This window comes from Bacteroidota bacterium (assembly GCA_016715425.1).
In the GTDB taxonomy this organism is placed as follows: Bacteria; Bacteroidota; Bacteroidia; order Chitinophagales; family BACL12; genus JADKAC01.
Genome location: JADKAC010000002.1, coordinates 59,482 through 82,649 on the forward strand (window position 1 = coordinate 59,482; position 23,168 = coordinate 82,649).

Sequence of the window (23,168 nt, forward strand, 5' to 3'; positions counted from 1 at the left end):
CAAATTGTTTAGATCAGACTGAAAGAATAAATACTCCTTCTAATCGGACAACGACAGATATTAGTCAAAGTAATGCCGGACAAATTTCTAACAAATAGACTTAAGGCTAAAAAATATATTTTTTGATTAAAGACCTATTTTTATTGTTTATCAATATTTATTTATTACTTTTGCGCCAATAATTAAAACTTTAATTCTTATGTCAAAAACAAATAATTACATATTTCTGGGCCTAAAAATCATAGCTTGGTTAATTTTCGTTGGCTTATCTATTGAAGCCGGAGGCTTAATAGTAAATTTCTTTTTCAGTCTTTACAAACCTGAATTTGTCCAAAACTTATATCAAAAGTTAGACTTAGGTGAAATGTATAATCAAAGTAAATCTGCATTTTATGGTGTGTATAGTTTTATATTGGTTATATCCTTTTTAAAAGCATATCTATTTTATTTGGTTATCAACCTTGTAAGTAATTTCAATTTATCCAAACCATTTAACACCTATGTTTCAAACCATATAACACAAATCAGCTATTACACTTTTTCTATCGGACTGATAAGTTACATAGCTCAACAATTTGCTAAAAATTTAATGCATCGTGGATATGTCACCGATAATTTAAATCAGTTTTGGGAAGACAGTCAAGCCTTTATTTTAATGGCAGCTATAGTCTATATAATTGCAGCAATTTTTAAAAAAGGAATTGATATTCAAAACGAAAACGATTTAACTGTATAAGCTATGCCAATCATTGTAAACTTAGACGTAATGATGGCAAAGCGTAAAATATCGCTTAACGAGCTATCAGAAAAAGTTGAATTAACACTTTCAAACCTTTCTATTTTAAAAACAGGCAAGGCAAAAGCAATTCGCTTTAGCACATTAGAATCCATTTGTAAAGCATTAGATTGTCAACCCGGCGACATTTTAGAATATGTCAGTAGCGAAAAATAGAATTAATAAATACATATTAACTATGACTCCAATCTTTTTTAATACACCAATTGAATTTAGAAAATGGTTAATAAAACATCATCAATCTGCGACCGAACTATGGGTAGGCTATTATAAAACAAGCAGTAAAAAATCTGGTATTACCTATTCTCAATCAGTTGATGAAGCACTATGTTTTGGATGGATAGATGGAATACGAAAGTCAATTGATAATGATAGTTACTGTAATCGCTTTACTCCAAGAAGATTAAATAGCAATTGGAGTAAAATAAATATTAAGAAAGTAGAAACATTGATAGAACAAGGGCTTATGCAACCTGCCGGTCTTGATATTTACAAACTGCGAAAATTTGAAAAATCTTAAGTTTAAAATTTTGAAAAGGATTCAAAAATAATATCGTACAATTTAAAAAATCAATTTAAAACCATTGATTTCATTACCGTAAATTAATCATATTTCCCTAAAAATCATCTGTATCAAAATTATCACTGCAAACCTATTTAACCGCTTTAATAATTTATGAATACCAAGAATTATTACCTTTAATAAGCAATGGAAGTGTTTAGACGGACTGATATTAAATGTCAGTTTGCGAAGTGTAATTAAACAAACTGCGCAATGAAAAATAATTAAACAAAAACAAAAATCTAATAAAACAAAATGAAAACTTTACTACTCGTATTCACACTGACATTCACTATGAATTCAATGTTAGGTCAACCAGAAAGTGTCAATTACATTGCAATTTCTAACAAATTTGAAACCTACTACAATGCGGAAAAGTATGATAGTATTTTCTCAATGTTTTCAACTGAAATGCAAAGTGCATTGCCACTAGATAAAACACTTGACTTCTTGAAAGGCCTAAATTCGCAAGTAGGTAAAATTCAAAAAAGAGAATTTATAAAGTATGAAGGAACAGACGCTATTTACAAAACAAATTTCGACAGGGCAATATTGGCAATACATATTTCTTTGGATAATAATGATAAAATTAACGGCCTATTAATTAATGCTTTTAAAGATGAAAGCCTACCAAAAATAGAAAGGAACATCACTACATTACTATTACCATTTAAGGACGAATGGACTGTTGTATGGGGCGGAGACACAAAAGAATTAAATTATCACGTTGTAAATAATGCGCAAAAAAATGCTTTTGATTTTGTAATTACAGACGCAAAAGGAAATTCCTTCATGACCAATGGTAAAACAAACGAAGACTACTACGCATTTGGAAAGAATCTATTTGCACCTTGCGATGGGGAAATTGTTTTAGTAATTGACGGAGTGAAAGAAAATATAGTTGGAGAAATGAACAAAATTGATGTAGCAGGTAACACTGTAATTATAAAAACTGCAAATAATGAATTTTTAGTTTTCTGTCATTTCAAAAATCAAACTATTAGTGTTAAACAAGGACAAAAAATTAAACAAGGTGATCTATTGGGGGAATGCGGAAATACTGGACATTCATCTGAACCACATTTACACTTCAATATTCAGAACGGAATTGATATGAATTCAGCAACAGGAATAAAATGTTACTTTGATAAACTAGTTGTAAATGGGCAATTGAAGACGGATTATTCACCAATTCAAAATGAGAAAATAAAACCTTAATTAAAATAACTGTAGCAATAATACGAGTACAAAAAAACTGTATTCATAGAAATGACTACTGTTTCGAAATTGCATCGTTGCTGAAATCTACAGTTTGAAATAATAAATAAACCCTCTTAATAAAATGTATTTTTGGGTTTTATATAATCAATCAACTTAAACCTTTATAATAAATGAACGGTGTATTGAAAAGAAATAATGTAACTGTGTTAGGTGAAGGAAATAAAGTGCTGTTGTTTGCCCATGGATTTGGATGCGATCAGAATGCGTGGAACCATATTAAAAATCATCTTACCGATAATTATAAGCTTGTTTTGTTTGATTTTGTAGGTGCAGGGAAATCAGATTTATCATCTTATGATTCAAAAAAATATAGTTCCTTAGATGGCTATGCAAAGGACATCATTGAAATCTGTGATGCATTAGAAATAAAAAATGCAATTTTCATTGGTCATTCCGTAGGCTGTATGATAGGAGCATTGGCTTCAATAAATAGACCGGATATGTTTGAAAAACTTATTCTCATTGGTCCGTCACCACGCTATATAAATGCACATGATTATATCGGTGGATTTGAGCAGGAAACTATTGATTCTTTATTTGAGGTGATGGATGAAGATTACATTAGCTGGTCCAAATCTTTAGCTCCTGCAATTATGAATACTGAAAACGGCGAATCACTTACGAATGAATTGTCGGATAGCTTTTGTTCCATTGATCCAATAATTGCAAAACAATTTGCAAGAGTTACGTTTTTGTCGGATAATAGAAACGACCTTCCTCTAATTCCTGTGAAAAGTTTGACTATACAATGCTCTAACGATATGATAGCACCGATATCTGTCGGTCATTATATCAATGCAAATACACCTGATAATACTTTAATAATTTTAGAAGCAAATGGCCATTGTCCGCACATGAGTCATCCAATTGAAACTGCAGATGCCATTCGTGAATTTTTAAAATAGGATAAACGCATTTTGATAGTATAATAAGGTATAACTTCACAAACTAAATTATAAATATTATGCAGCAGGGAAACAAAAAAGCGGACATACAAATTAATCACAAACTTACTCGTGAGATGTATAATCTATATGTACCTCCGGTGTATGGCAAAATTCTCAGCATTGTTCGTGAGGATCAAATAGCAGAAAAAATTCTTGAGAAAGTATTTGTATATGCTTATAAAAATAACACCACATTTCCTTTGCGCAGTCCACTAATGTCGTTGATAGATATAGCCCATGATAAAAGCTCTAAAACAGTTAACGCTCTTACTATTTTTAGAGCGTGTTGCGCCGGCGCTACAATTAGTATTACTGATAAAAAAAAATAAGCTGTTTTTAATCCTACTCATAATTTGAAACTCTTTTTAATAATTGATTTCAATACTTGCGATATAAAATCACCAATTCTTATAATATAATTTTAATATACAATGATGCTTTATATAAAATACATGGTAAGCCTGCGGTGCAAGATGATGGTGCAGGAAGAATTGAAGAAGCTGGGGCTAAAATATGTTGTCGTGGATCTTGGTTCAGTTGAAGTATTGGAAGATATCACTGAAATGCAACGTGAGCAATTGAAAATAAATTTGTTGAAATCAGGTTTGGAATTAATGGATGATAAAAAAGCCATCCTGATTGAAAAAATAAAAAATGTGATTACAGAAATGATTCATTATTCCGATGAATTACCAAAAGAAAATTACTCTGATTATATCAGTAAAAAATTAGGTTACGATTACACTTACCTCGCAAATACTTTTTCAGAAGTAAAGGGCATTACAATACAACAATTTATTATTATCCATAAAATTGAAAAAGTAAAAGAACTGTTGCTGTACGACGAACTTAATCTTACAGAGATTTCCTATAAGCTGGATTATAGCAGTGTAGCACATCTTTCAAATCAATTCAAGAAAATCACAGGTTTAACTCCTTCCTTCTATAAGCAATTGAAGCAAAAGAGGAAAGCAAATTTGGAAAACATGTGAAATATGTAATACATTACCTATTAAGTGTAATGATAAAAGCTATAAAGTGTATCACCTTCACATTTGAATAAATCAAGTTCAAATTCTAATATATTACTTATGATAACTAGTGAACTCGATAAATCAAAAGCATACATTACTGTGGAAATTATTGAATACGTCCCCAATGCAGTGGTGAATAAAACGATTTTAAAAAAATCAACAGGCAACATCAGCGTAATGTCGTTTGACATTGGTGAAGGACTTACAGAAAAAATTTCTCCATTCGACACATTTGCTCAAATAATTGAAGGCAAAGCAGAGATAATTATTGATGGAAATTCTTTTCTATTAGAAACCGGCCAATCCATCATCATCCCGGCTCATAAACCAAATCTTGTAAGAGCGAATGGTAGATTTAAAATGATATCCACCATTATAAAAAGCGGATATGAATCTTTTTAAAGTGTATAAATATTAATAAGACTATTTCAATTTTACCAAAATACTCCAGTTAAAATCCAAAATCCCCATTATGTCAGTATCTACAATATCTGTGTATGCAGAAATAAAGAACATTCCCGATATTAAATTAAAAATTAATGACCCTTTAATAAAACCCGTTGTTAGTAATCAATTACTTCATGATACATCAAATACGTCAATATTTGATGGTAAAGTAATTCCAATTCCAGATATTAATAACTTGATGGTAGTAGTTGCTTAGCTAAAGGCAATTATTCAAAAGATATCCGATTTTTTAAAGTATAAACAACTTTTCTTTCTTTTCCTTAAATTGAAAATTTGCATACTATTTAGTTTAAGCAGAATAAGTACTGCTTTTAAAAAAAATATATTCAATCCTTATGTGTGAATCATGTAACTCTTATCTATAGTTGTGTAATGCTTTCTCCAATTAATACGACCACCTTTATAGGATAAATAAATTCAAAAAAAATGAAATCAACATTATTAGTAATTACAACTGCGATAATAATATTATCGAGTAACTTCTCTGCTATTGCTCAGGACGAATCGACACCACTTAAAAGAGGGGAATTAGGACTTCGCTACATGCCGACATTTACATCGGTGGATATTACCGATTCACAAGGAAATGATGTAACTGGAGTAGTGCACATGCAGCAAGGTTTTGGCCTTATGTTAGGATTCAGTTTATCATCGAATTTTGGACTTCAAGGTGAATTAAATTACTTAGCTATTTCACAACAATATTCCGACAATGATTTAGATCGCCAGGTTAATTTACAGTATATCAATGTTCCTGTATTATTTTCAGTAAGTACAAGCAAATCCAAACAATTTAATTTAAAGGCTGTAGCAGGACCGGAATTTTCTTTTAATATAGGTGCTAAAACAAAGTCAAGTGGTTCTCAAAATAGTGATACCTTAAATACCACATTGGTAGTTTCCAAAGGCAATGTAGGTTTCGCTTATGGTGGTGGATTACAATTCGCTATTACCAAAAATCATAATTTATTCTTTGACTTAGGATACCGTGGGTATGTTGCTTTTAAAGAACAGACTACTACTATTGATAATGGCAATGGTACTGCTATAAATGTGAAACTTCCTAAAGCTAGAAATGGCTTATATATAGGAGTAGCATTACAGTTTTAAATTAAGAGCATTGTTGATATATATCCTTAATACCTTAGCCATCATTTTATTTATATTATGGGTAATCGGTTACTTTGTTCTTGATGGAGGCTCACTAATTCATATAGCTCTTGCTATTGGATTATTAATGGTTAGTTATATAATTGTTAGGGCTAATAAGTAATATAAAATCCAAGTAACACTTAAATCAATACAATATGAAAAAATTAAATTTCGCCATTATTCTAATATGCATTATTTCTTTTACCGCAACATCACAAGTGTTTGCAGGAAATAGAGATGATATTACCAATACTATTCCCGATAAAAATACGGAGAGCCAAAATCAAGCTACTGCATTAATCCAGAGATTGGATGAAATTAAGTCGATGGATAAAAGCAATCTCAATCCAGCAGAAAAAAAAGAATTGAGAACGGAAGTTCGATCAATAAAAGAAAATCTGGCAGACATTAGTGGAGGGGTTTACTTTTCATTAGGAGCGCTAGTAATAATAGCTCTTGTATTAATTTTAGTGCTTTAAATCCTTAAGAAAAAAAATAAATTAATATCTTACATTAAAAAAAATAACATTATGAGTTCAGGAAAAACAGTATTGGGTTTACTTGCAGGTTTAGCTGCAGGTGCAGCGTTAGGTATTTTGTTTGCACCATAAAAAGGTACGAAAACACGAAAACGCATTTCTAAGAAAGGAAAGGACATTGCAGATGATTTTAAAAGCGAATTAGATGATTTGCTATGCAGTGTGAAGGAATCATTTCAGAATACAAAAACTGAAATTGAAACTATGTTTGAAAAAGAAAAAAATCAATCGTCTATTGCAGCTAAGGATTTAAAAAATGTGCACGACAAATAAGCTATTTAATTACGATAGCATATAATATCAGCTATTATATATAATATGGGTGCGATACCCAAGAACATACACACTACCCCTTTCAACTAATTACCGTCATCTGATTAAATTCAGGCCGGTAATTTTTTTTATATCTGACTTTCATATCCTTTGCCCCCTTTTGTATTTCATCATAATCCGCATTGCTCTCAAACAAGTTGAAGGCATTCGGAATGATCATAAACGACTTAACTAGATTCCACTATTTAAAAGAAATTTAGATTCAAACTCTTGACACAAGCACCAAAACAAAATTTAATTTTCCAATACCTTTATTCTTATAAACATTCCAAATGTATGATATAACTAAAAACAATGAAACACACTATTCTAATTCGCTTTCTTTTTTGCTTTTTAATTTCCACAATTTTTAATTCTTGTGTAGCACAAACAACAAATAATATAACACAAGAGCCAGATATAATAGATTCAAATGAAATAATTGCAGGTTACCTAAGTAGAGACTTTAGAACAGCAGAAGTAACTACTATTTTCCCGCAAATTTATACAAATTTAAATGGTATGCTTTCTCAATTTGTACGAGTAATGTATGAAGATAACAAAGGTAATTTCTGGTTTGGTACAAATGGCGATGGTATAATACGTTATGATGGAAAATCATTGGAGAAATTTGTAAGCGCCAAAGGATTTGGCATTTCAGTTCGTGAAATTTTAGAGGATGAAGCGGGTAATATTTGGTTTTCTGCTGAACATGTTGGCATTTAAAAATAGGACGGCAAATCAATTACAAAATACACTACAGATAATGGCCTTACAAATATTGGAGTGCAAAGTATTTATACAGATAAAAAAGGTTGAATTTTGTTTGGCACTTGGGCAGGGATTTGTATTTTTAATGGCAGTAAAATTTCTGATCCTAAAGCAGTTGAACCCTGGACAAAATAAAAACTAAAATTTAATTTAAACATAGCAAGTCAACAAAGTGGAAACTAACTTTGAAAGCAATAATAACAACAACCCAATTTTATAATATGCATTTAATAAAATACCATTTCACACTTTTACTTTTTATAGGCGTAACACATACTGCTCATCCATGTTCTTCATTTGTGTTAAAGAATGAAAAAACAATTTTACTTGGTAAAAATTTTGACTGGACTTTTGATCAAGGCTATCTCATCAAAAATATTAGAAACACCACTAAGGTTGCTTACTTTTCACATAACGGTCAACCAGCAAGCTGGACAAGTAAATATGGTAGCATCACTTTTAATCAGAATGGAAAAGAAATGCCTTATGGCGGGATGAATGAAAAAGGACTTGTGGTTGAAATGCTTTGGTTAGATGATATTCGTTTTAATATTTCTGAAAACAAGCCTTACCTAAATGAATTAGAATGGATACAATATCAGTTGGATAATTTTGAAAACATCAAAGAAGTTATAGCCCAAATTGATATCCATAAAATATATCCTGTAAAAGGTAAAATTCATTACATATTAGCAGATGCAAGCGGCAACTCAGTAATTATTGAATATTTAGATGGCATACCAAATATTTATGAAAAAGAAGGCAATACATGTCAGGCTATTACAAATAGAACAGTAAATTATTCAGAAAAGAATAAGGATAATATGGAAGATATTCCAAAACGGAATACATCAGAAATGTATCGCTATCATCAAATAGAAAAGGATATAAAACAGTTGCAAGAATCAGAGGATTTTTCAGAAAAAAGTGCGTTTGAAATTTTGAAGAATGTAAGTATAACAAAAGGAAATTTTAAAACTGTTTGGTCTATTGTTTATAATATTGAAAATAAAAGCATTTCATTCTTTTCTCATTCAGATAAAAAACTTAAACACATTAATTTAAATAATTTAGATTTTGAACATACAATTAGTTATTTCGACATCAACCAGAATACAGAAATTATTTTAGATGGTAAACTACAACCAATTAATTACCAAGCAAACTTTGAGGCTATGTCTGCTTCATTAACTCATTTAGATTTTGATATTAATTTAAGTAAAGAATTAAGTGCGCATCAAATGAATCAAACATTGCTTTCGGTATCTTACTTTTCACAAAACTATTTCCATTTTGATATTCGTATCCCTTTAGAAGAAGCCGGCAATCGTTTGATATTTGCTGTGATGGACAATGAAGAAAATTTTAAAAATCGCAGTGCAGTAACTGGTGGCTATCTTTTGGGAACTACCGTAATTGGTGTTTATAACTGCCATATATACGGGCTTAAAAATGGAAATTATTCAATGATAGCTTTGATAGATTTAAATAGAAACTCACAACTCGATTTTGATAGTAATGGAAATCCAATTGAACCCTATGCCACCTTCAATGAATTTAAACCGAAATCAATGGAGGAAATTACATTTCAAAATACTTCAGGCTACTTCGATATTCATAATTCTAACCTCACATTAGAATGGAAATAATTAAGTGGATTGACTTTTAATAAAATAAACAGCTTAATTCCAATGCAACAAAACAACGATTCAAACAATGCCTCCCCCACTCCTTTTGCCCAAACCTATTTTCATGGAACAAAAGCAGTTTTAAAGATTGGTGATCATATTGAAGTGGGTTTTAATTCAAATTTTGGTCAAAGAAAAAATGCAAAATATATATTCTTAACAGCAACTTTAGATGCTGCAATTTGGGGTGCAGAATTATCTATTGGAGATGGTATTGAAAGAATATATTTAGTAGAGCCGACAGGAAGTATTGAAGATGATCCAGATTTAACTGATAAAAAATTTCCGGGTAATCCTACCATGTCATATCGTTCAATACATCCCTTTAAAGTAGTTGGAGAAATTACCGTTTGGCAAGGTCATCACAGAGAACAAGTGGACGCCATGAAAGACGGATTAGGTAAACTTAAAGAACAAGGTGTTCATTCTTTAAATGACGAATAATATTTTAATACCTATAGTTTTACACCTGAAAAATATAATCATTAAATCTCAACTTGATTGGAAAATTCTAAATCGTTTTAAATTTTATGGATCAACAATTTCCTGAAAATAATATTCAATCTTAAAACAGAAAATATGCTGACAGAAATACATCCTAAATTGCCAATGCGCAACAAAACAATTACGAAACACTATTATATAAATACATTAGGATTTAAAGATATTGGAACTGCCGACTTTGAAGGATATTTGATTATGCAGAAGGATAATATTCAAATACACTTTTTTGAATTTAAAAATCTTGATCCTACAGAAAATTATGGACAAGTTTATATTCGCACAAATGATATTGAGAAATTATATAAATCCTTCCAGGAAAAAAACATCTCCATTCACCCTAATGGTAAATTAGAAATAAAACCCTGGGGACAAAAAGAATTTTCTCTTCTTGATCCGGATAATAATTTGTTGACTTTTGGAAATAAAAATTAAGAAGAATCCTAATTAGTAAATACTTTCCTTGAGGTAATAATAAATTCATCCTCCTCAAAATAATTGAAATTAAATGTCTTTAAGAATAAATGTATTTAATTTCACTGAACCAAATACACTTTGAAAATTAAATAATTTAAAAATTTCGATGGAAGAAAACTTAAAATACTTTTTTCAAAAACTCACATCAAAACTTTGGTTTCGTCCGCTAATTTTTTGTTTAATTTCTATTGGCATTGCACTTTTAGGCCACCTAGCCGATAATAGTTTTTTGGTGGACATCGTACCCGTGATTGAAAAAAAATCATTAGAAAATTTGCTCACCAATATTTCTGCGAGTATGCTTGTAATTGCAATTTTCGCTGTGGGTTCTATGATCTCGGCTTACTCTGCAGCAACCGGAACAGCCACTCCCCGATCATTTAAATTGATTGTAGCAGATGATGTTTCCCAAAATGCATTATCCGTTTATATTGGATCATTCATTTTTAGCATAGTAGCATCTGTTGCATTACGGAATGAATATTATGGACAGGCAGGAACATTCACGCTTTTCATTCTCACTCTCTTTGTTTTTGCTGTAGTGATACTCACATTTTTAAGATGGGTAGAACGTATTTCAAAATTAGGCCGCTTAGGACACACCATTAAAAAAATTGAAGAAGTAACTTTTAAAGCATTAGAAAATAGAATTGATGAACCTTATTTAGGTGGAGTACCTCAATTTGAAAATGCAGAAAATGGTATTCCTGTTTTTGCAGATAAAGTAGGTTATGTGCAATATATTTATATGAGTAAATTGCAATCATTAGCCAAACATTATAATGTAACTATTACCATTAAATGCATTCCCGGTGTATTTGTTTCTGATGATAAACCAATAGCATATATTCACAATGAAAATAATTTGGATGTAGTGGATAAGGATAAAATCATAAAAGCATTTTCAATAGATAATAGCAGGTCTTTCGTTTATGATCCGAGGTTTGGATTGATTGCATTAAGTGAAATTTCAAGTCGTGCTTTATCTCCTGCTATTAATGATCCGGGTACTGCAATTGCAATTATTGGAAGTCACGTGCGTCTGTTTACTTTCTGGCTTAAAGCATTAAAAGAAAATAAAAAAGCAGAAATAAAATATGATAAAATTCATGTTCCTATAATTGCGCTTGATGATATGTTTGAAGATGCCTTTCGACCAATTGCACGTGATGGTGCAAATAATATTGAAGTGATGCTTCGTCTTCAAAAAGCTTTTATTTCCTTATCACATGCAGGTAATTCAGAAGCAAAAGAAATTGCAGCTAAGCATTCTCGTGCTGCATTTGAAAGAGCGGAATTAGCAATGTCTTTTAAGAGTGATTTGGAAATATTAAAAAGTGAATGCCTATTTATTAAAATATAAATTTAAAATCAATTAACAATGCAAAAAGAAATACAAGAATATAATGAAGCTCATGATGCGGGCGATAAAGAAATTTGCAATCGTCTGGCTACAATCATTAACAATGTGCTTACAGAAGCTGAAAATAAAATCTGGCATGCGCATCCTGTGTGGTTTTTAGATGGCAATCCTATAGTGGGGTATAGCAAACAAAAAGCAGGTATCCGACTTATGTTTTGGAGTGGTGCTGACTTTGGTGAAGATGCATTGAATATAAAGGGCAAAAAATTTAAGGATGTATCAATTTTTTATAATGATGTTTCGGAAATAAATGAAATACATTTAAAACGTTGGTTAAAAAAATCCAGAGAAATTCAGTGGGACTATAAAAATATTGTGAAGAGAAAAGGGAAATTAGTGCGATTGAATATTGTAGAAAAATAATGCGCAATTTAATTACACTGAAAAAATTAAACTATAATTTAATTGATAACGCATAACTTCAGTATAATAATAAATCAATTAGAAAACATCATTCTTGTTTCGCATTTCCCATCTGTTTTAATTCTTCTAATTTCTTTTTGCCATAGGCAAATTTCGTAATGGCTACATATAACACAGGCACAATAAAAATTGCTAAGGATGTTGCGGCCAGCATTCCTCCAAACACAGTCCATCCAATTGTTTTTCTGGATTCTGCTGCTGCGCCCGATGCAAACACTAATGGCAATACACCAAATATAAATGCCAAGGATGTCATTATAATAGGACGTAATCTTAAACGCACTGAAGAGATAGTTGCCTGAATTAAATCCATGCCGCTATCCACTCTTTCCTTTGCAAATTCAACAATTAAAATTGCATTCTTTGCCGCCAATCCAATTAAAGTTATCAAACCAATTTGCGCATAAATATTATTACTAATATTCGGCAATAAACTCAATGTAATTATAGAACCTAAAGCACCAATCGGCACTGCTAATAACACAGAAAATGGTACAGACCAACTTTCATAAAGCGCCGCTAAAAACAGAAATACAAAAACTAATGAAAGACCGAAAATCATTAATGTTTTATCACCCGCTGCAATTTCTTCTTTTGACATTCCTGAAAATTCATAACTATAACCTACTGGCAAAGTTTCTTCTGCAGTTTCTCTTAATGCCTGAATAGCTTGTCCACTGCTATAACCTTGTTTTGAAGTACCATTTATTTCTATTGAGCGATTCACATTATAGTGAGATATTAATGAAGGGCTTTCAATTAATTTAGAACTAATCAATGAGCTTAATGGAACCATATTCCCTTCTGTATTTCTCACATAATATTTTCCAATTTCTTCTATGGATGCACGGAAAGAACTATCCGCCTGACTTACTACTCTAAAATTTCTGCCATATAAATTAAAGTCATTAATATATCTGCTGCCAAGCAATGATGAAAGTGTATTATAAATATCAGAAATCTGTACACCTAATTGCTTTGCTTTTGCTCGATCCACTTCCACTTGATAACTAGGAGTATTTGCAGTAAAGAAAGTATATGCAAAATCAATTTCAGGGCGCTTATTTACCTCCGCAATAAAATCATTGGCAACCTTGCTGAAAGTTTTAATATCATCCGTGCTCGTAGTCTGTTCTAATTGAAAATTAAATCCCGCAGACCTTCCCAAACCCGGCACTGGAGGAGGCGCCACCACCAATACTCTGGCTTCCCGAATATCAGCCGTTGTATCTTGAATTTTTTTCAAAATACTCATCGCATCCTGACCTTTTCCTTTTCTTTCATCCCACGGTTTTAGCATGATCCACATTGTACCTACATTCGATTTATTTGAGCCTTGAAATGCATTAAAACCTGCAAGTCCCCCCACTACGGAAACTTCAGGAATTGCTTTAATTCTTTTCACCAATTCTAAGAGCATCGCATAACTTCTTTCTGTAGAAGTTGCTTCCGCCATTTCATAAGTTGCCATTAAAGTACCTTCATCTTCTTGAGGAATAAAACCGGTTGGTTTTTTTGCAAATAAAAATACAAGTGCAACAATTAACACTACCAACAAACCAAAAACATAACGAGTATTTCGAATCCATAAGGCAACTCCCCGAGTATAAGAAGCAGTAATTTTTCCAAAGCGATTATTAAAAGAAATGAAGAATTTTTCTAATACATTTTTCTTTTCCTTTTTGCTTTTTGATGGACGTAACATTAGAGAACATAATGCAGGCGTAAGTGATAAGGCTACAAAAGCAGAAATAAGAACAGAAACTGCAATCGTAATTGCAAACTGCTGATATAATCTTCCCACAATACCCGGAATAAAACCAACAGGAACAAATACCGCTGCTAAGATTAAAGCGATTGCAATTACCGGCCCCGATATATCTTTCATTGCTCTGCGGGTCGCTTCCTTTGCACTTAAATTATAATGATCAATATTATGCTGAGCTGCTTCAACAACTATAATAGCATCATCCACCACAATACCAATCGCCAGAATAAAAGCAAATAATGTAAGTGTGTTGATAGTAAATCCAAGTATTGAAAATAATGCAAATGTGCCGATGATAGAAACAGGAATTGCCAATACTGGAATCAACGTTGCTCGCCAATCCTGAAGAAATAAATACACTACTATTATTACTAATAATAAGGCTTCCAATAACGTAATCATTACTTCATTAATAGAAGCTTCAATAACAGAAACAGATTCATTCGGTATCAGATAATCAAAATCGCTGGGGAAGGTTTTTTTCAATTCATCTAACTTATCAATAATGCCTTTGTAAGTTTCTAATGTATTTGATTCCGGTGTTTGATATACAATTACATAAGTTGCAGGCTGACCATTCACGGTGGAATTATGTCCGTAATTAAATTTTCCTAATTCTACTGTTGCAACATCTTTTAAATAAATTACATTGCCGGTTCCGGGATTACTTCTAACTATTATATTTTCAAATTGCTCTACGGTATTAATTCTACTATTGGTGATTACATTATATTCAAAACTTTGAAATCCTTTTTGTGGAACACCTCCAACCGTGCCGGGAGCAATTTGAATATTCTGTTCATTAATTGCTTGTGTAATATCATCCGGAGTTAAACTTAATGCAGCAAGTTTTTCAGGACTCAACCAAAGACGCATACTAAAATCATCACCATGCGAATCAATATCACCTACACCTTTCACACGCTTTAATGCATCCTGCACATAGATGTTTACATAGTTACCGATGAAACTTGAACTGTGTGTTCCATTCGGAGAATAAAAAGCAAAAATTGCCAATGCACTTGGATTTCTTTTGCGCACAGTAATGCCTAATCTTTTTACTTCTTCAGGTAAAGTAGGTAACGCAACATTCACTCTGTTTTGAACATCCACAGTTGCGATATCTATATCCGTTCCCATATCAAACACCACACTCACATTACTTCTTCCACTGGATGAACTTGCACTTGTAATATAACTCATACCCGGAGTTCCATTTATTTGAGTCTCCATCGGCGTAGTAGTTGTTTGCTCCACCGTTATCGCATCTGCACCAATAAAATTTCCCGAAACAGAAACTGTTGGTGGAGAAATATTTGGATATTTTGATACAGGTAAATTCAATAAAGAAAGAATACCCACCAACATAATTACAATGGATATTACTATTGCTGTTACCGGTCTATTTATAAAAGTTTCTGCAATCATTTTTTTAAATCTCTAATTTGTTGAATTTACTTTTCTTCAATTTTTATAACAGAACCTTCATGCAATTTTTGAACACCTTCCACCACAATTGTTTCTCCGGTTTTTAATCCGTCCAACACAATTACTTTATCCTCTATTTGTCTTCCTAATTTCAATTGTCGTTCATGCACTACTGAACTATCTCCAACTACATACACTATAAATTCTCCCAATGATTCCGAAACTGATTTGTAAGGAATTAATTCAAATTGTGTTGCTGTATTATTTTTTACACGCACTGAAGTATTCATTCCGGGTTTTAATAATTCTTTATCATTTGCAAAAATTAATCGGATTTTAATTGTACCTGTTTGCGGATCCACTGCTCTGTCAATAAAACTTATGGTACCCGATTCAGGATATATTTCATCACCAAAAGCAATGGTGAATATTGAATCTTGAAGAATATTTTTATCACGCTGTAATTGCGTAAAACGAAATATCTCTTTTTGATCAATTGTAAAATCAACTGCGATCGGATGGTCTGTAGAAATAGTATTTAAAGTAGTTTGTCCGGCCACTACCGCAGTACCCACTTTCACTTGCGATATTCCAATTGTGCCGGTGAAAGGTGCATAGATATTTGAAAATTTAACTTGTGCATACACACTGGCCACTCTTGCTTTTGCCGCATCCACTTGCATTTTAGTCGCTTCTAAACTTGCATTTGCATAATCTACCTGTTGTTTTGCAATTGCATCATTTTGTTCCAACTCACGATATCTGTCTGCATCCTTTTGCGCTTTTATCAGATTCGCTTCCTGCACTTGAAGATCTGCTTTCGCTTGCTGATAATTTGCTTCGTAAACCTGCGCATCAATACTATATAACAGTTGACCTTCTTTTACATTTGCTCCATCCTGAAAATTTACTTTGGTGATATATCCACTCACCTGTGCTGTAAGATTTATTTCTTTTAATGCCGTAATCATTCCTGGATATTCTTCATAATAAACCGCTGTTGTAGAAATAACTTCTGCAACAGTTACAGGAATAGCATTGGATTTTTGTACCTGATGTTCTTTGGAAGAGCCACAAGAATAAAAAATAAAAGCGATTGCAACAGTAGCTAAAAAAATGATTTTAAAACGCATTGATAATTGTTTAATATTTTATAATTCCTAAGGCTTGTTCCACATCTAATTTGCTGGACAACACCTCGTAAAGTGCATTGTAATAATTAATTTGTGCAGTTTTCAAATCGGATTCCGCAGTAATTACATCTAAGAAAGCTTTCACACCCGAGCGATATTGTAATTGAATAATATCATATACCTCTTGCGCTAATGCTAAATTTTCTTCTAAACTTAAATAATGATTTAAGCTTGCTTTATAATTTGATATTGCAGTTTGATATTCTGTATTGATGAAATATTGATAACTTAAAATATCATTGTCCACCTGATCAATTAAAAACTCCGCTCCTTTAATTTGCTGTGTTCTTTTTCCTCCCTGAAAAATTGGATAGGAAAGTCCAATACCAATATAAGCACTTGGATAAGCTGTAGAATACACTTCGGAAAATTGATTATTCAGATAATTCAAATTATAATTTCCAAAGGCATAAACATCCGGCAAAAAGCTCCATTTAAAATAACTCAGATTATATTGTTGTAATCTTCTTTGCGTTTCCAATTGTTGAATTTCTATACGTTGTGCATATTCTACACTATGTGTTGTATCAATATAGATTTCATTCCGCATTGCCACAGTATCAAATGCTAAGGTGATATTATCTGAACCGGAATAACCCATCAATTCTTTCAGATATACTTTCTTTGATTTTAATCTTTCTTCAATAAACACTTTCTGTGATTTCGAATTATTCAAAGCGATGGTTGCTCTTTTATAATCTGTTTTATCTACAATTCCACTTTGATATTGATAATAAGCATCGTTTACACTTTGCGTATTGCGAATAATATCTTCAGCCAAAACTTTATTTTGTTGTTCGATAAGAATAATATTATAAAATGCTTTACTTACTTCAACTGCCAAATCAATTTTCTGAGCTGAGGTTTGCTGCTGGGATGCAATTCTAATATCATCTGCACTTTGAGAAGCAAACAAAACATCCTGATTAAAAATAGTTTGTGTTGCATTCAATAATAAACCGGAAGTATTTTCACTACCTATTTGCACCACATTTCCATTAAAATCTGTAGAGGAAAGCAAAAAATTATGTTGAAGATTATAGTTTAATCCAACTTGCGGATACCATTCTGATAATTTACTTTTTATGGTTGTCTCCACATAGGCTTCATTCAGTGTTGCATTTTGTATTTGAGGATTATTTTGAAGTGCAAATTGGATACACTCTTCTATGGTGAGTGGTTCTTGCAAATCCTTTACATTATTTTCTTGCGCAATTAGAAAGCAGGATGAAATGGAAATGACTATAAATAATCCGATTATCTTTTTAAAATCAATATACTTATAACTACGAAAATTCATTCAATAACAATTTAAATCAAAATACGAATCTCTATATAATGCCTTAACCCCACAAAACTAGATTTGATTGAGATGTAATACCAATCCAATGAACACAGGCAATTTTACAAAGTTCAACTTTTCTTTAATATTCAAATAGGTATTTCATCCCATCAACTTCTTCCAAAGGTTGGGTAATCTCTTCAAATAGTGGTTTTGAGTGAATGGTTTTGAAAACTTAATACTCTCACCGAATTACTATTTTAGTTCAATGTTTTTCAGAACAATACTTTCAAATATAAAAACATCATTCATTATTCAACTCGATAGAATTACTCGCAGATAACTTTAGGTAAACATAAATGAAACATTAATCGCTAAAAGTTCCTATATTGCATTTCAAATTCCGGAATAATGAATCCACTTATTTATTTAGCTATTTTAATGTTCCTTATTCTCTGCGGTATTTTAATATATCTTATTTATCTCATTTATAAACAACAACAGGCTATGTCAAATTTTCCTTTATCCAGTTATCACTTTACAGTAGAGTGGGGCGGAACTAGAATTGGGTTCACCGAAGTTTCTGGTTTAGATATAGAGTTTACTCCAATTAAATACCGGGATGGTGCTTCAAAGGAAGAAATTACTACTTCTGTTCCCGGGCTAAAAAAATTCAGTAATATTATTTTAAAACGTGGAATAACTACTGACGATAATGAATTTTTTGAATGGCTTGAAACCAAATTAAATAATTTAATTGATAAAAGAGATATCATCATAAAACTTTTAGATGAACAACATAACCCGGTAGTAACATGGAAAGCAGAAGGCGCATATCCGGTTAAATATTCAGGACCAATACTTAGAGCAACAGGAAATGAAGTAGCTATGGAGCAATTGGAATTAGCGCACGAGGGACTTACTCTTGTGAAGTAGAAAGCTTCACATCACCCTAAATAATTTTTTATTCTATTAATGGCTCATCTCATTTAAAAAGTAGATAAACTGAATTTCAATTCCATTTTTAAAATATATTTTTCTCGCATGGAAGTTTTTATAAAATTATTTGCGATTTTTAATTAGCCTACAAATTAGAATGGAAATATGTTATGATAAAAATCTATTCCCTAATATTTACATTGACACTGATTTGTTTTTTATTATTTTCCCTCAGTAGTTATGGGCAAGAGAAAGACAGTCTTTCAAAAAAAAAACGAAAACTTTTTTATTTCAGAATTCATTTGTTACAATTTTGAAATGCTGTCAGGTGGATTTAATCTTCAGTATATTAATAAAAAGAATTTTTTTATGGGTGGAATTAATCTTGAATCATTTACACCCTATAAAAGTTTGCCGATTTTTTCTTTAGCTACTAACGCTGAAGCAACAGATAATTTAATTGAATACTTTATTTCCTACGGCAGAATTATCACAACACCAACTCATTTAGTCCGATTTAAATTTGCGGCAGGTCCTTCTTTATACTATTACAAAGAAACTGTAGATTATGAATATCACTCGAATTCTTTTCTATTTAATGGTTCTTATTCTCAAGTTTATGAAGACTATACTTCAATAGGATTGCACTTATATAGTGCAGTAGATTTCCCCCTATTGCGGTGGTTTGGTCTGGCTGCGGTTCTTTCCGGAAATATCAATTCCAGAAAGTCATTTATTAATCTGGGTGTTGAATTAAATTTTGGTAAGCTTCGCAATAGAAATTGATGAGATTGCCACGTCGCTACCCCGATCTCTTATCGGGGTCACTCCTCGCAATGACGCTCTATCGAAACATGAAACTCGGAACTTGAATCTCGAAACACGAAACCCGGAACCCGGAACTCGAAACTTAATTTTTTTTTGTAAATGGTCTAAGTCAATAATCAAAGTTTTTTGCCAAACGCCAACCGCCAATAGCCAACAGCCAACTGCCAACAGCCAATACCCAATACTATTTCTATTTTTACAACCAATCATGCGATTTTTACAAGACACCGGAACATATTTTTTAATGCTGCGCAGAATGGTAATAAAACCGGATCGCATTAATATGTATTGGTTGGAAGTGCTGCGGCAAATGACCGACATTGGATTTGGCTCATTAATAATTGTGCTATTATCTTCTTTTTTTATCGGTGCTGTTACTGCCGTACAAACTGCTTATCAATTGGCAGGAACTGTTTTGGTTCCACCTTATTACCTCGGATTAATTGTAAGAAACACAACCATACTCGAATTAGCTCCAACATTTACCTGTCTGATTCTCGCCGGTAAAGTAGGTTCTAATATCGCATCTGAATTAGGTACAATGCGCATCTCCGAACAAATAGATGCTTTAGAAATTATGGGCGTTCCTACAGAAACTTATTTAATACTTCCAAGAGTAATTGCTTCTGTTATTATGATTCCTGCGCTTGTGGTTGTTTCTGCCTTTGTTGGAATTGGAGGTGGTATGTTAGCAGGTTCTCTTACAGGTTACGCCAGCAGTACTGAATTCACATATGGTCTGCTTGCTTTTTTCGATCCTTATGATATCACTATGATGATGATTAAAGCTGTAACCTTTGGTTTTCTTATTTCTACTATTTCCTGTTTCAAAGGATTTTATATTCAAGGTGGTTCTATCGAGATTGGAAAAGCCAGCACACAAGCGGTGGTATTGAGTTGCATTTTTGTTTTATTAGCTGACTATATTCTTGCAGAATTATTATTATGATTGAAATTCAAGGCATAAATAAATCCTTTGGAAAGCAAACTGTCTTAAAAGACATTTCTACTGTTTTTAATCCGGGTCATACCAATTTAATTATCGGTGCTTCCGGTTCTGGGAAAACAGTTTTAATAAAATGCATTGTTGGATTATTACCTGTTAATTCAGGAATTATTCTATTCGACGGAATAAAAATGAATACAGTTAATCAAAGAGGCAATAAAAATCTGCGAAGGCAAATCGGTATGTTATTTCAGGGATCTGCATTATTCGATTCAATGAGTGTGGAAGAAAATGTGATGCTACCATTAAATATGTTCAGCTCCGATACAAAAAAAGAAAAATTAAATAGAGTAAATTTTTGTTTGGAACGTGTTGAACTCACAGGTGTAAATAAAAAACATCCCGGAGAATTAAGTGGTGGTATGAAAAAACGTGTAGGTATTGCAAGAGCAATTGTTTTAAATCCACGTTATTTATTTTGCGATGAACCTAACTCCGGACTCGATCCAAAAACATCCATCGTAATTGATGAATTAATTGGCGAGATCACTAAAGAATATAATATCACCACCATCATCAACACACATGATATGAATAGTGTGATGGGTATCGGAGAAAAAATATTATTTCTGCATGAAGGCAAAAAAGAATGGGAAGGCACTAACAAAGAAATTTTGCATGCACAAAATGAAAATCTTGTCAACTTTATTTTCGCCAGCGATTTTTTAAAGGAAGCAAGAGACTATATGATCAACAGGGATAAATAAAATTCTCAAAATCTTACCTTCATATAGTACCATGATGCCTTACAATAAAATCATCTTCTTATTTTTTTATTGATACAATATTTTAAGTAATATTCTATGTTATTAATGGAGTAATCAAATTCTTTCTCAATATCAATTTCAGTTCAACCATCTTTTAAGTTTTATCTTTGCCCCAAAATCAACAACTTATATGAGTGTATTAGTAGGCAACTATTCCAGAGTAATTGTACAAGGCTTCACAGGTAAGGAAGGTACTTTTCATGCAGAACAAATGATTGAATACGGCACCAAAGTAGTGGGTGGAATTACACCCGGAAAAGGTGGAACCAAGCATTTGGATAAACCTGTTTTCAATACAGTTTCTGAATCTGTTCAGAAAGAAGGCGCAAACACTTCTATCATCTTCGTACCGCCGGCATTTGCCGCAGATGCAATTCTGGAAGCAGCCGAAGCAGGTATCAAACTTATTGTTGCAATCACAGAAGGAATTCCTGTGCAGGATATGATTAAAGTAAAAAATTATTTGAATGGAAAAGATTGCAGATTGATAGGACCCAACTGTCCGGGTATAATTACACCCGGTGAAGCGAAAGTGGGAATCATGCCGGGATTTATTCATAAGCCGGGAACAATTGGAATTGTGAGTCGCTCGGGAACACTGACGTATGAAGCAGTGGATCAGGTAACAAAAACCGGATTAGGTCAAAGCACTTGCATCGGTATTGGTGGCGATCCTGTTATTGGAACAACCACATTAGATGCAATTCAATTATTAATGGCTGATGATGGAACAGAGGGAATAATTCTTATCGGTGAAATTGGTGGTACTATGGAAGCACAAGCTTCTTATTGGATAAAAGAACACGGAACAAAACCTGTTGTTGGATTCATCGCCGGACAAACAGCTCCGAAAGGCAGAACAATGGGCCATGCAGGTGCAATAGTTGGCGGCAAAGATGATACAGCCGCAGCAAAAATGGCCATCATGCGTGAGTGTGGAATTCATGTTGCAGATTCGCCAGCAATAATTGGCGAGATGATGTTTAAGGCGATTAAGTGAGGAGATGAGTGGTGAGTGGTGAGTGGTGAGTGGTGAATGGTGAATGGTGAATGGTGAATGGTGAATGGTGAGTGGTGAATGGTGAATGGTGAATGGTGAATGGTGAATGGTGAATGGTGAATAAAAAAATAAAATATTTTTTTGAATTATATCATATTTAGAGAATAAATGTTTTTAGAATTAAATCACAGAAATCTTGATGCATATAAGTTCACCAGAAAGTTTGTTTCTGACTGTTATAAATTAACAAGTCATTTTCCTCCGGAAGAAAGATATCGTTTAACATCACAAATTAGAAGAGCAGCTATTTCAGTTCATCTAAATCTTTCGGAAGGCAGTTCCAGAAAATCACTTGCAGAAAGAAAAAGATTTTTTGAAATTTCCAGATCATCCATTATTGAGATTGATGCAGGCCTTGATCTTGCAATGGATCTTGGCTATTTTAATCCAGACAACTTTGGTGATTTTAAAGAATCAATAATTAACTGTTTTAAATATCTTAAAGGACTTATAAATTCATCCTCTTAAATTATAAATTTTGCATTATCATTTACTCAATACACAATTCACTTTTCACCTTTCA

Annotated in this window: 28 protein-coding genes; 24 read left to right on the top strand and 4 right to left on the bottom strand. The window is 32.3% G+C overall.

Features of this window, described 5'->3' with window-relative positions; all coding sequences use genetic code 11:
- Positions 1-199 precede the first annotated feature (199 nt).
- From IPN31_02110 to IPN31_02165, 12 genes are all read left to right on the top strand, one after another.
- Positions 200-736, top strand: a complete 537-nt coding sequence (locus tag IPN31_02110) for a DUF2975 domain-containing protein (GenBank protein MBK8680703.1) — start codon at positions 200-202, stop codon at positions 734-736.
- A gap of 3 nt (positions 737-739) precedes the next feature.
- Entirely contained in the window at positions 740-952 is a 213-nt protein-coding gene (locus IPN31_02115) for a helix-turn-helix transcriptional regulator (GenBank protein MBK8680704.1), read from the top strand.
- The gene (locus tag IPN31_02120) at positions 933-1,316 is read left to right on the top strand and encodes a hypothetical protein (GenBank protein ID MBK8680705.1); all 384 of its coding nucleotides are present in this window, start codon (positions 933-935) and stop codon (positions 1,314-1,316) included. The genes IPN31_02115 and IPN31_02120 overlap by 20 nt, the downstream gene beginning before the upstream one ends.
- A 297-nt stretch (positions 1,317-1,613) precedes the next feature.
- A complete protein-coding gene (locus IPN31_02125; protein MBK8680706.1) occupies positions 1,614-2,576 on the top strand; it encodes a peptidoglycan DD-metalloendopeptidase family protein in 963 nt (320 codons plus the stop codon).
- 173 nt (positions 2,577-2,749) lie between these two features.
- Positions 2,750-3,544: an alpha/beta hydrolase gene (locus IPN31_02130; protein ID MBK8680707.1), complete on the top strand. Its 795-nt coding sequence runs from the start codon at positions 2,750-2,752 to the stop codon at positions 3,542-3,544.
- A 59-nt stretch (positions 3,545-3,603) separates the two neighbouring features.
- Positions 3,604-3,915 carry a hypothetical protein gene (locus IPN31_02135; protein MBK8680708.1) on the top strand — a complete coding sequence of 104 codons (312 nt, stop codon included), beginning with the start codon at positions 3,604-3,606 and terminating at the stop codon, positions 3,913-3,915.
- A gap of 144 nt (positions 3,916-4,059) precedes the next feature.
- Positions 4,060-4,578, top strand: a complete 519-nt coding sequence (locus IPN31_02140) for a helix-turn-helix transcriptional regulator (protein ID MBK8680709.1) — start codon at positions 4,060-4,062, stop codon at positions 4,576-4,578.
- Positions 4,579-4,677: 99 nt separating this feature from the next.
- On the top strand, positions 4,678-5,022 hold the full coding sequence (locus tag IPN31_02145; protein MBK8680710.1) for a cupin domain-containing protein: 345 nt from the start codon (positions 4,678-4,680) through the stop codon (positions 5,020-5,022).
- A gap of 70 nt (positions 5,023-5,092) precedes the next feature.
- Positions 5,093-5,284 (top strand): hypothetical protein, encoded by a 192-nt coding sequence (locus IPN31_02150; protein ID MBK8680711.1) that lies wholly within the window; start codon positions 5,093-5,095, stop codon positions 5,282-5,284.
- Between the two features lie 230 nt (positions 5,285-5,514).
- Complete coding sequence (locus IPN31_02155; protein MBK8680712.1) at positions 5,515-6,198, top strand: PorT family protein; 684 nt, start codon at positions 5,515-5,517, stop codon at positions 6,196-6,198.
- Positions 6,199-6,208: 10 nt separating this feature from the next.
- Complete coding sequence (locus tag IPN31_02160; protein ID MBK8680713.1) at positions 6,209-6,361, top strand: lmo0937 family membrane protein; 153 nt, start codon at positions 6,209-6,211, stop codon at positions 6,359-6,361.
- 34 nt (positions 6,362-6,395) lie between these two features.
- Positions 6,396-6,719: a hypothetical protein gene (locus IPN31_02165; protein ID MBK8680714.1), complete on the top strand. Its 324-nt coding sequence runs from the start codon at positions 6,396-6,398 to the stop codon at positions 6,717-6,719.
- 29 nt (positions 6,720-6,748) lie between these two features.
- Here IPN31_02165 and IPN31_02170 read toward each other — a convergent pair whose 3' ends face one another.
- Positions 6,749-6,898, bottom strand: coding sequence for a hypothetical protein (locus IPN31_02170; protein MBK8680715.1), 150 nt, complete (start codon positions 6,896-6,898; stop codon positions 6,749-6,751).
- A gap of 508 nt (positions 6,899-7,406) precedes the next feature.
- On the opposite strand from IPN31_02170, the gene IPN31_02175 reads away from it, so the two are divergent.
- The 6 genes from IPN31_02175 (at position 7,407) to IPN31_02200 (ending at position 12,314) form a co-directional block, all read left to right on the top strand.
- Positions 7,407-7,817 carry a hypothetical protein gene (locus IPN31_02175; GenBank protein ID MBK8680716.1) on the top strand — a complete coding sequence of 137 codons (411 nt, stop codon included), beginning with the start codon at positions 7,407-7,409 and terminating at the stop codon, positions 7,815-7,817.
- Between the two features lie 266 nt (positions 7,818-8,083).
- Entirely contained in the window at positions 8,084-9,511 is a 1,428-nt protein-coding gene (locus IPN31_02180; GenBank protein ID MBK8680717.1) for a linear amide C-N hydrolase, read from the top strand.
- A 42-nt stretch (positions 9,512-9,553) separates the two neighbouring features.
- Positions 9,554-9,994, top strand: a complete 441-nt coding sequence (gene arr / locus IPN31_02185; protein ID MBK8680718.1) for an NAD(+)--rifampin ADP-ribosyltransferase — start codon at positions 9,554-9,556, stop codon at positions 9,992-9,994.
- Positions 9,995-10,129: 135 nt separating this feature from the next.
- Positions 10,130-10,486 carry a VOC family protein gene (locus IPN31_02190; GenBank protein MBK8680719.1) on the top strand — a complete coding sequence of 119 codons (357 nt, stop codon included), beginning with the start codon at positions 10,130-10,132 and terminating at the stop codon, positions 10,484-10,486.
- 148 nt (positions 10,487-10,634) lie between these two features.
- Positions 10,635-11,891, top strand: a complete 1,257-nt coding sequence (locus tag IPN31_02195) for a DUF2254 domain-containing protein (protein ID MBK8680720.1) — start codon at positions 10,635-10,637, stop codon at positions 11,889-11,891.
- An 18-nt stretch (positions 11,892-11,909) separates the two neighbouring features.
- On the top strand, positions 11,910-12,314 hold the full coding sequence (locus IPN31_02200) for a DUF1801 domain-containing protein (protein MBK8680721.1): 405 nt from the start codon (positions 11,910-11,912) through the stop codon (positions 12,312-12,314).
- An 88-nt stretch (positions 12,315-12,402) separates the two neighbouring features.
- On the opposite strand, the gene IPN31_02205 is transcribed toward IPN31_02200, so the two are convergent.
- From IPN31_02205 to IPN31_02215, 3 genes are read right to left on the bottom strand one after another with little or no spacing between them, the layout of a single operon-like run.
- A complete protein-coding gene (locus IPN31_02205) occupies positions 12,403-15,570 on the bottom strand; it encodes a multidrug efflux RND transporter permease subunit (GenBank protein MBK8680722.1) in 3,168 nt (1,055 codons plus the stop codon).
- A 26-nt stretch (positions 15,571-15,596) separates the two neighbouring features.
- A complete protein-coding gene (locus IPN31_02210) occupies positions 15,597-16,703 on the bottom strand; it encodes an efflux RND transporter periplasmic adaptor subunit (GenBank protein ID MBK8680723.1) in 1,107 nt (368 codons plus the stop codon).
- Positions 16,704-16,713: 10 nt separating this feature from the next.
- Complete coding sequence (locus IPN31_02215) at positions 16,714-18,063, bottom strand: TolC family protein (GenBank protein MBK8680724.1); 1,350 nt, start codon at positions 18,061-18,063, stop codon at positions 16,714-16,716.
- Between the two features lie 489 nt (positions 18,064-18,552).
- On the opposite strand from IPN31_02215, the gene IPN31_02220 reads away from it, so the two are divergent.
- From IPN31_02220 to IPN31_02245, 6 genes are all read left to right on the top strand, one after another.
- A complete protein-coding gene (locus IPN31_02220) occupies positions 18,553-18,981 on the top strand; it encodes a phage tail protein (GenBank protein ID MBK8680725.1) in 429 nt (142 codons plus the stop codon).
- Positions 18,982-19,302: 321 nt separating this feature from the next.
- A complete protein-coding gene (locus tag IPN31_02225; GenBank protein ID MBK8680726.1) occupies positions 19,303-19,770 on the top strand; it encodes a hypothetical protein in 468 nt (155 codons plus the stop codon).
- A 250-nt stretch (positions 19,771-20,020) separates the two neighbouring features.
- Positions 20,021-20,761 carry an ABC transporter permease gene (locus IPN31_02230; GenBank protein MBK8680727.1) on the top strand — a complete coding sequence of 247 codons (741 nt, stop codon included), beginning with the start codon at positions 20,021-20,023 and terminating at the stop codon, positions 20,759-20,761.
- Complete coding sequence (locus IPN31_02235) at positions 20,758-21,525, top strand: ATP-binding cassette domain-containing protein (protein MBK8680728.1); 768 nt, start codon at positions 20,758-20,760, stop codon at positions 21,523-21,525. The genes IPN31_02230 and IPN31_02235 overlap by 4 nt, the downstream gene beginning before the upstream one ends.
- Before the next feature lie 190 nt (positions 21,526-21,715).
- Positions 21,716-22,585, top strand: a complete 870-nt coding sequence (sucD, locus tag IPN31_02240; protein ID MBK8680729.1) for a succinate--CoA ligase subunit alpha — start codon at positions 21,716-21,718, stop codon at positions 22,583-22,585.
- Positions 22,586-22,753: 168 nt separating this feature from the next.
- Positions 22,754-23,113, top strand: coding sequence for a four helix bundle protein (locus IPN31_02245; protein ID MBK8680730.1), 360 nt, complete (start codon positions 22,754-22,756; stop codon positions 23,111-23,113).
- The last annotated feature ends 55 nt before the right edge of the window (positions 23,114-23,168 follow it).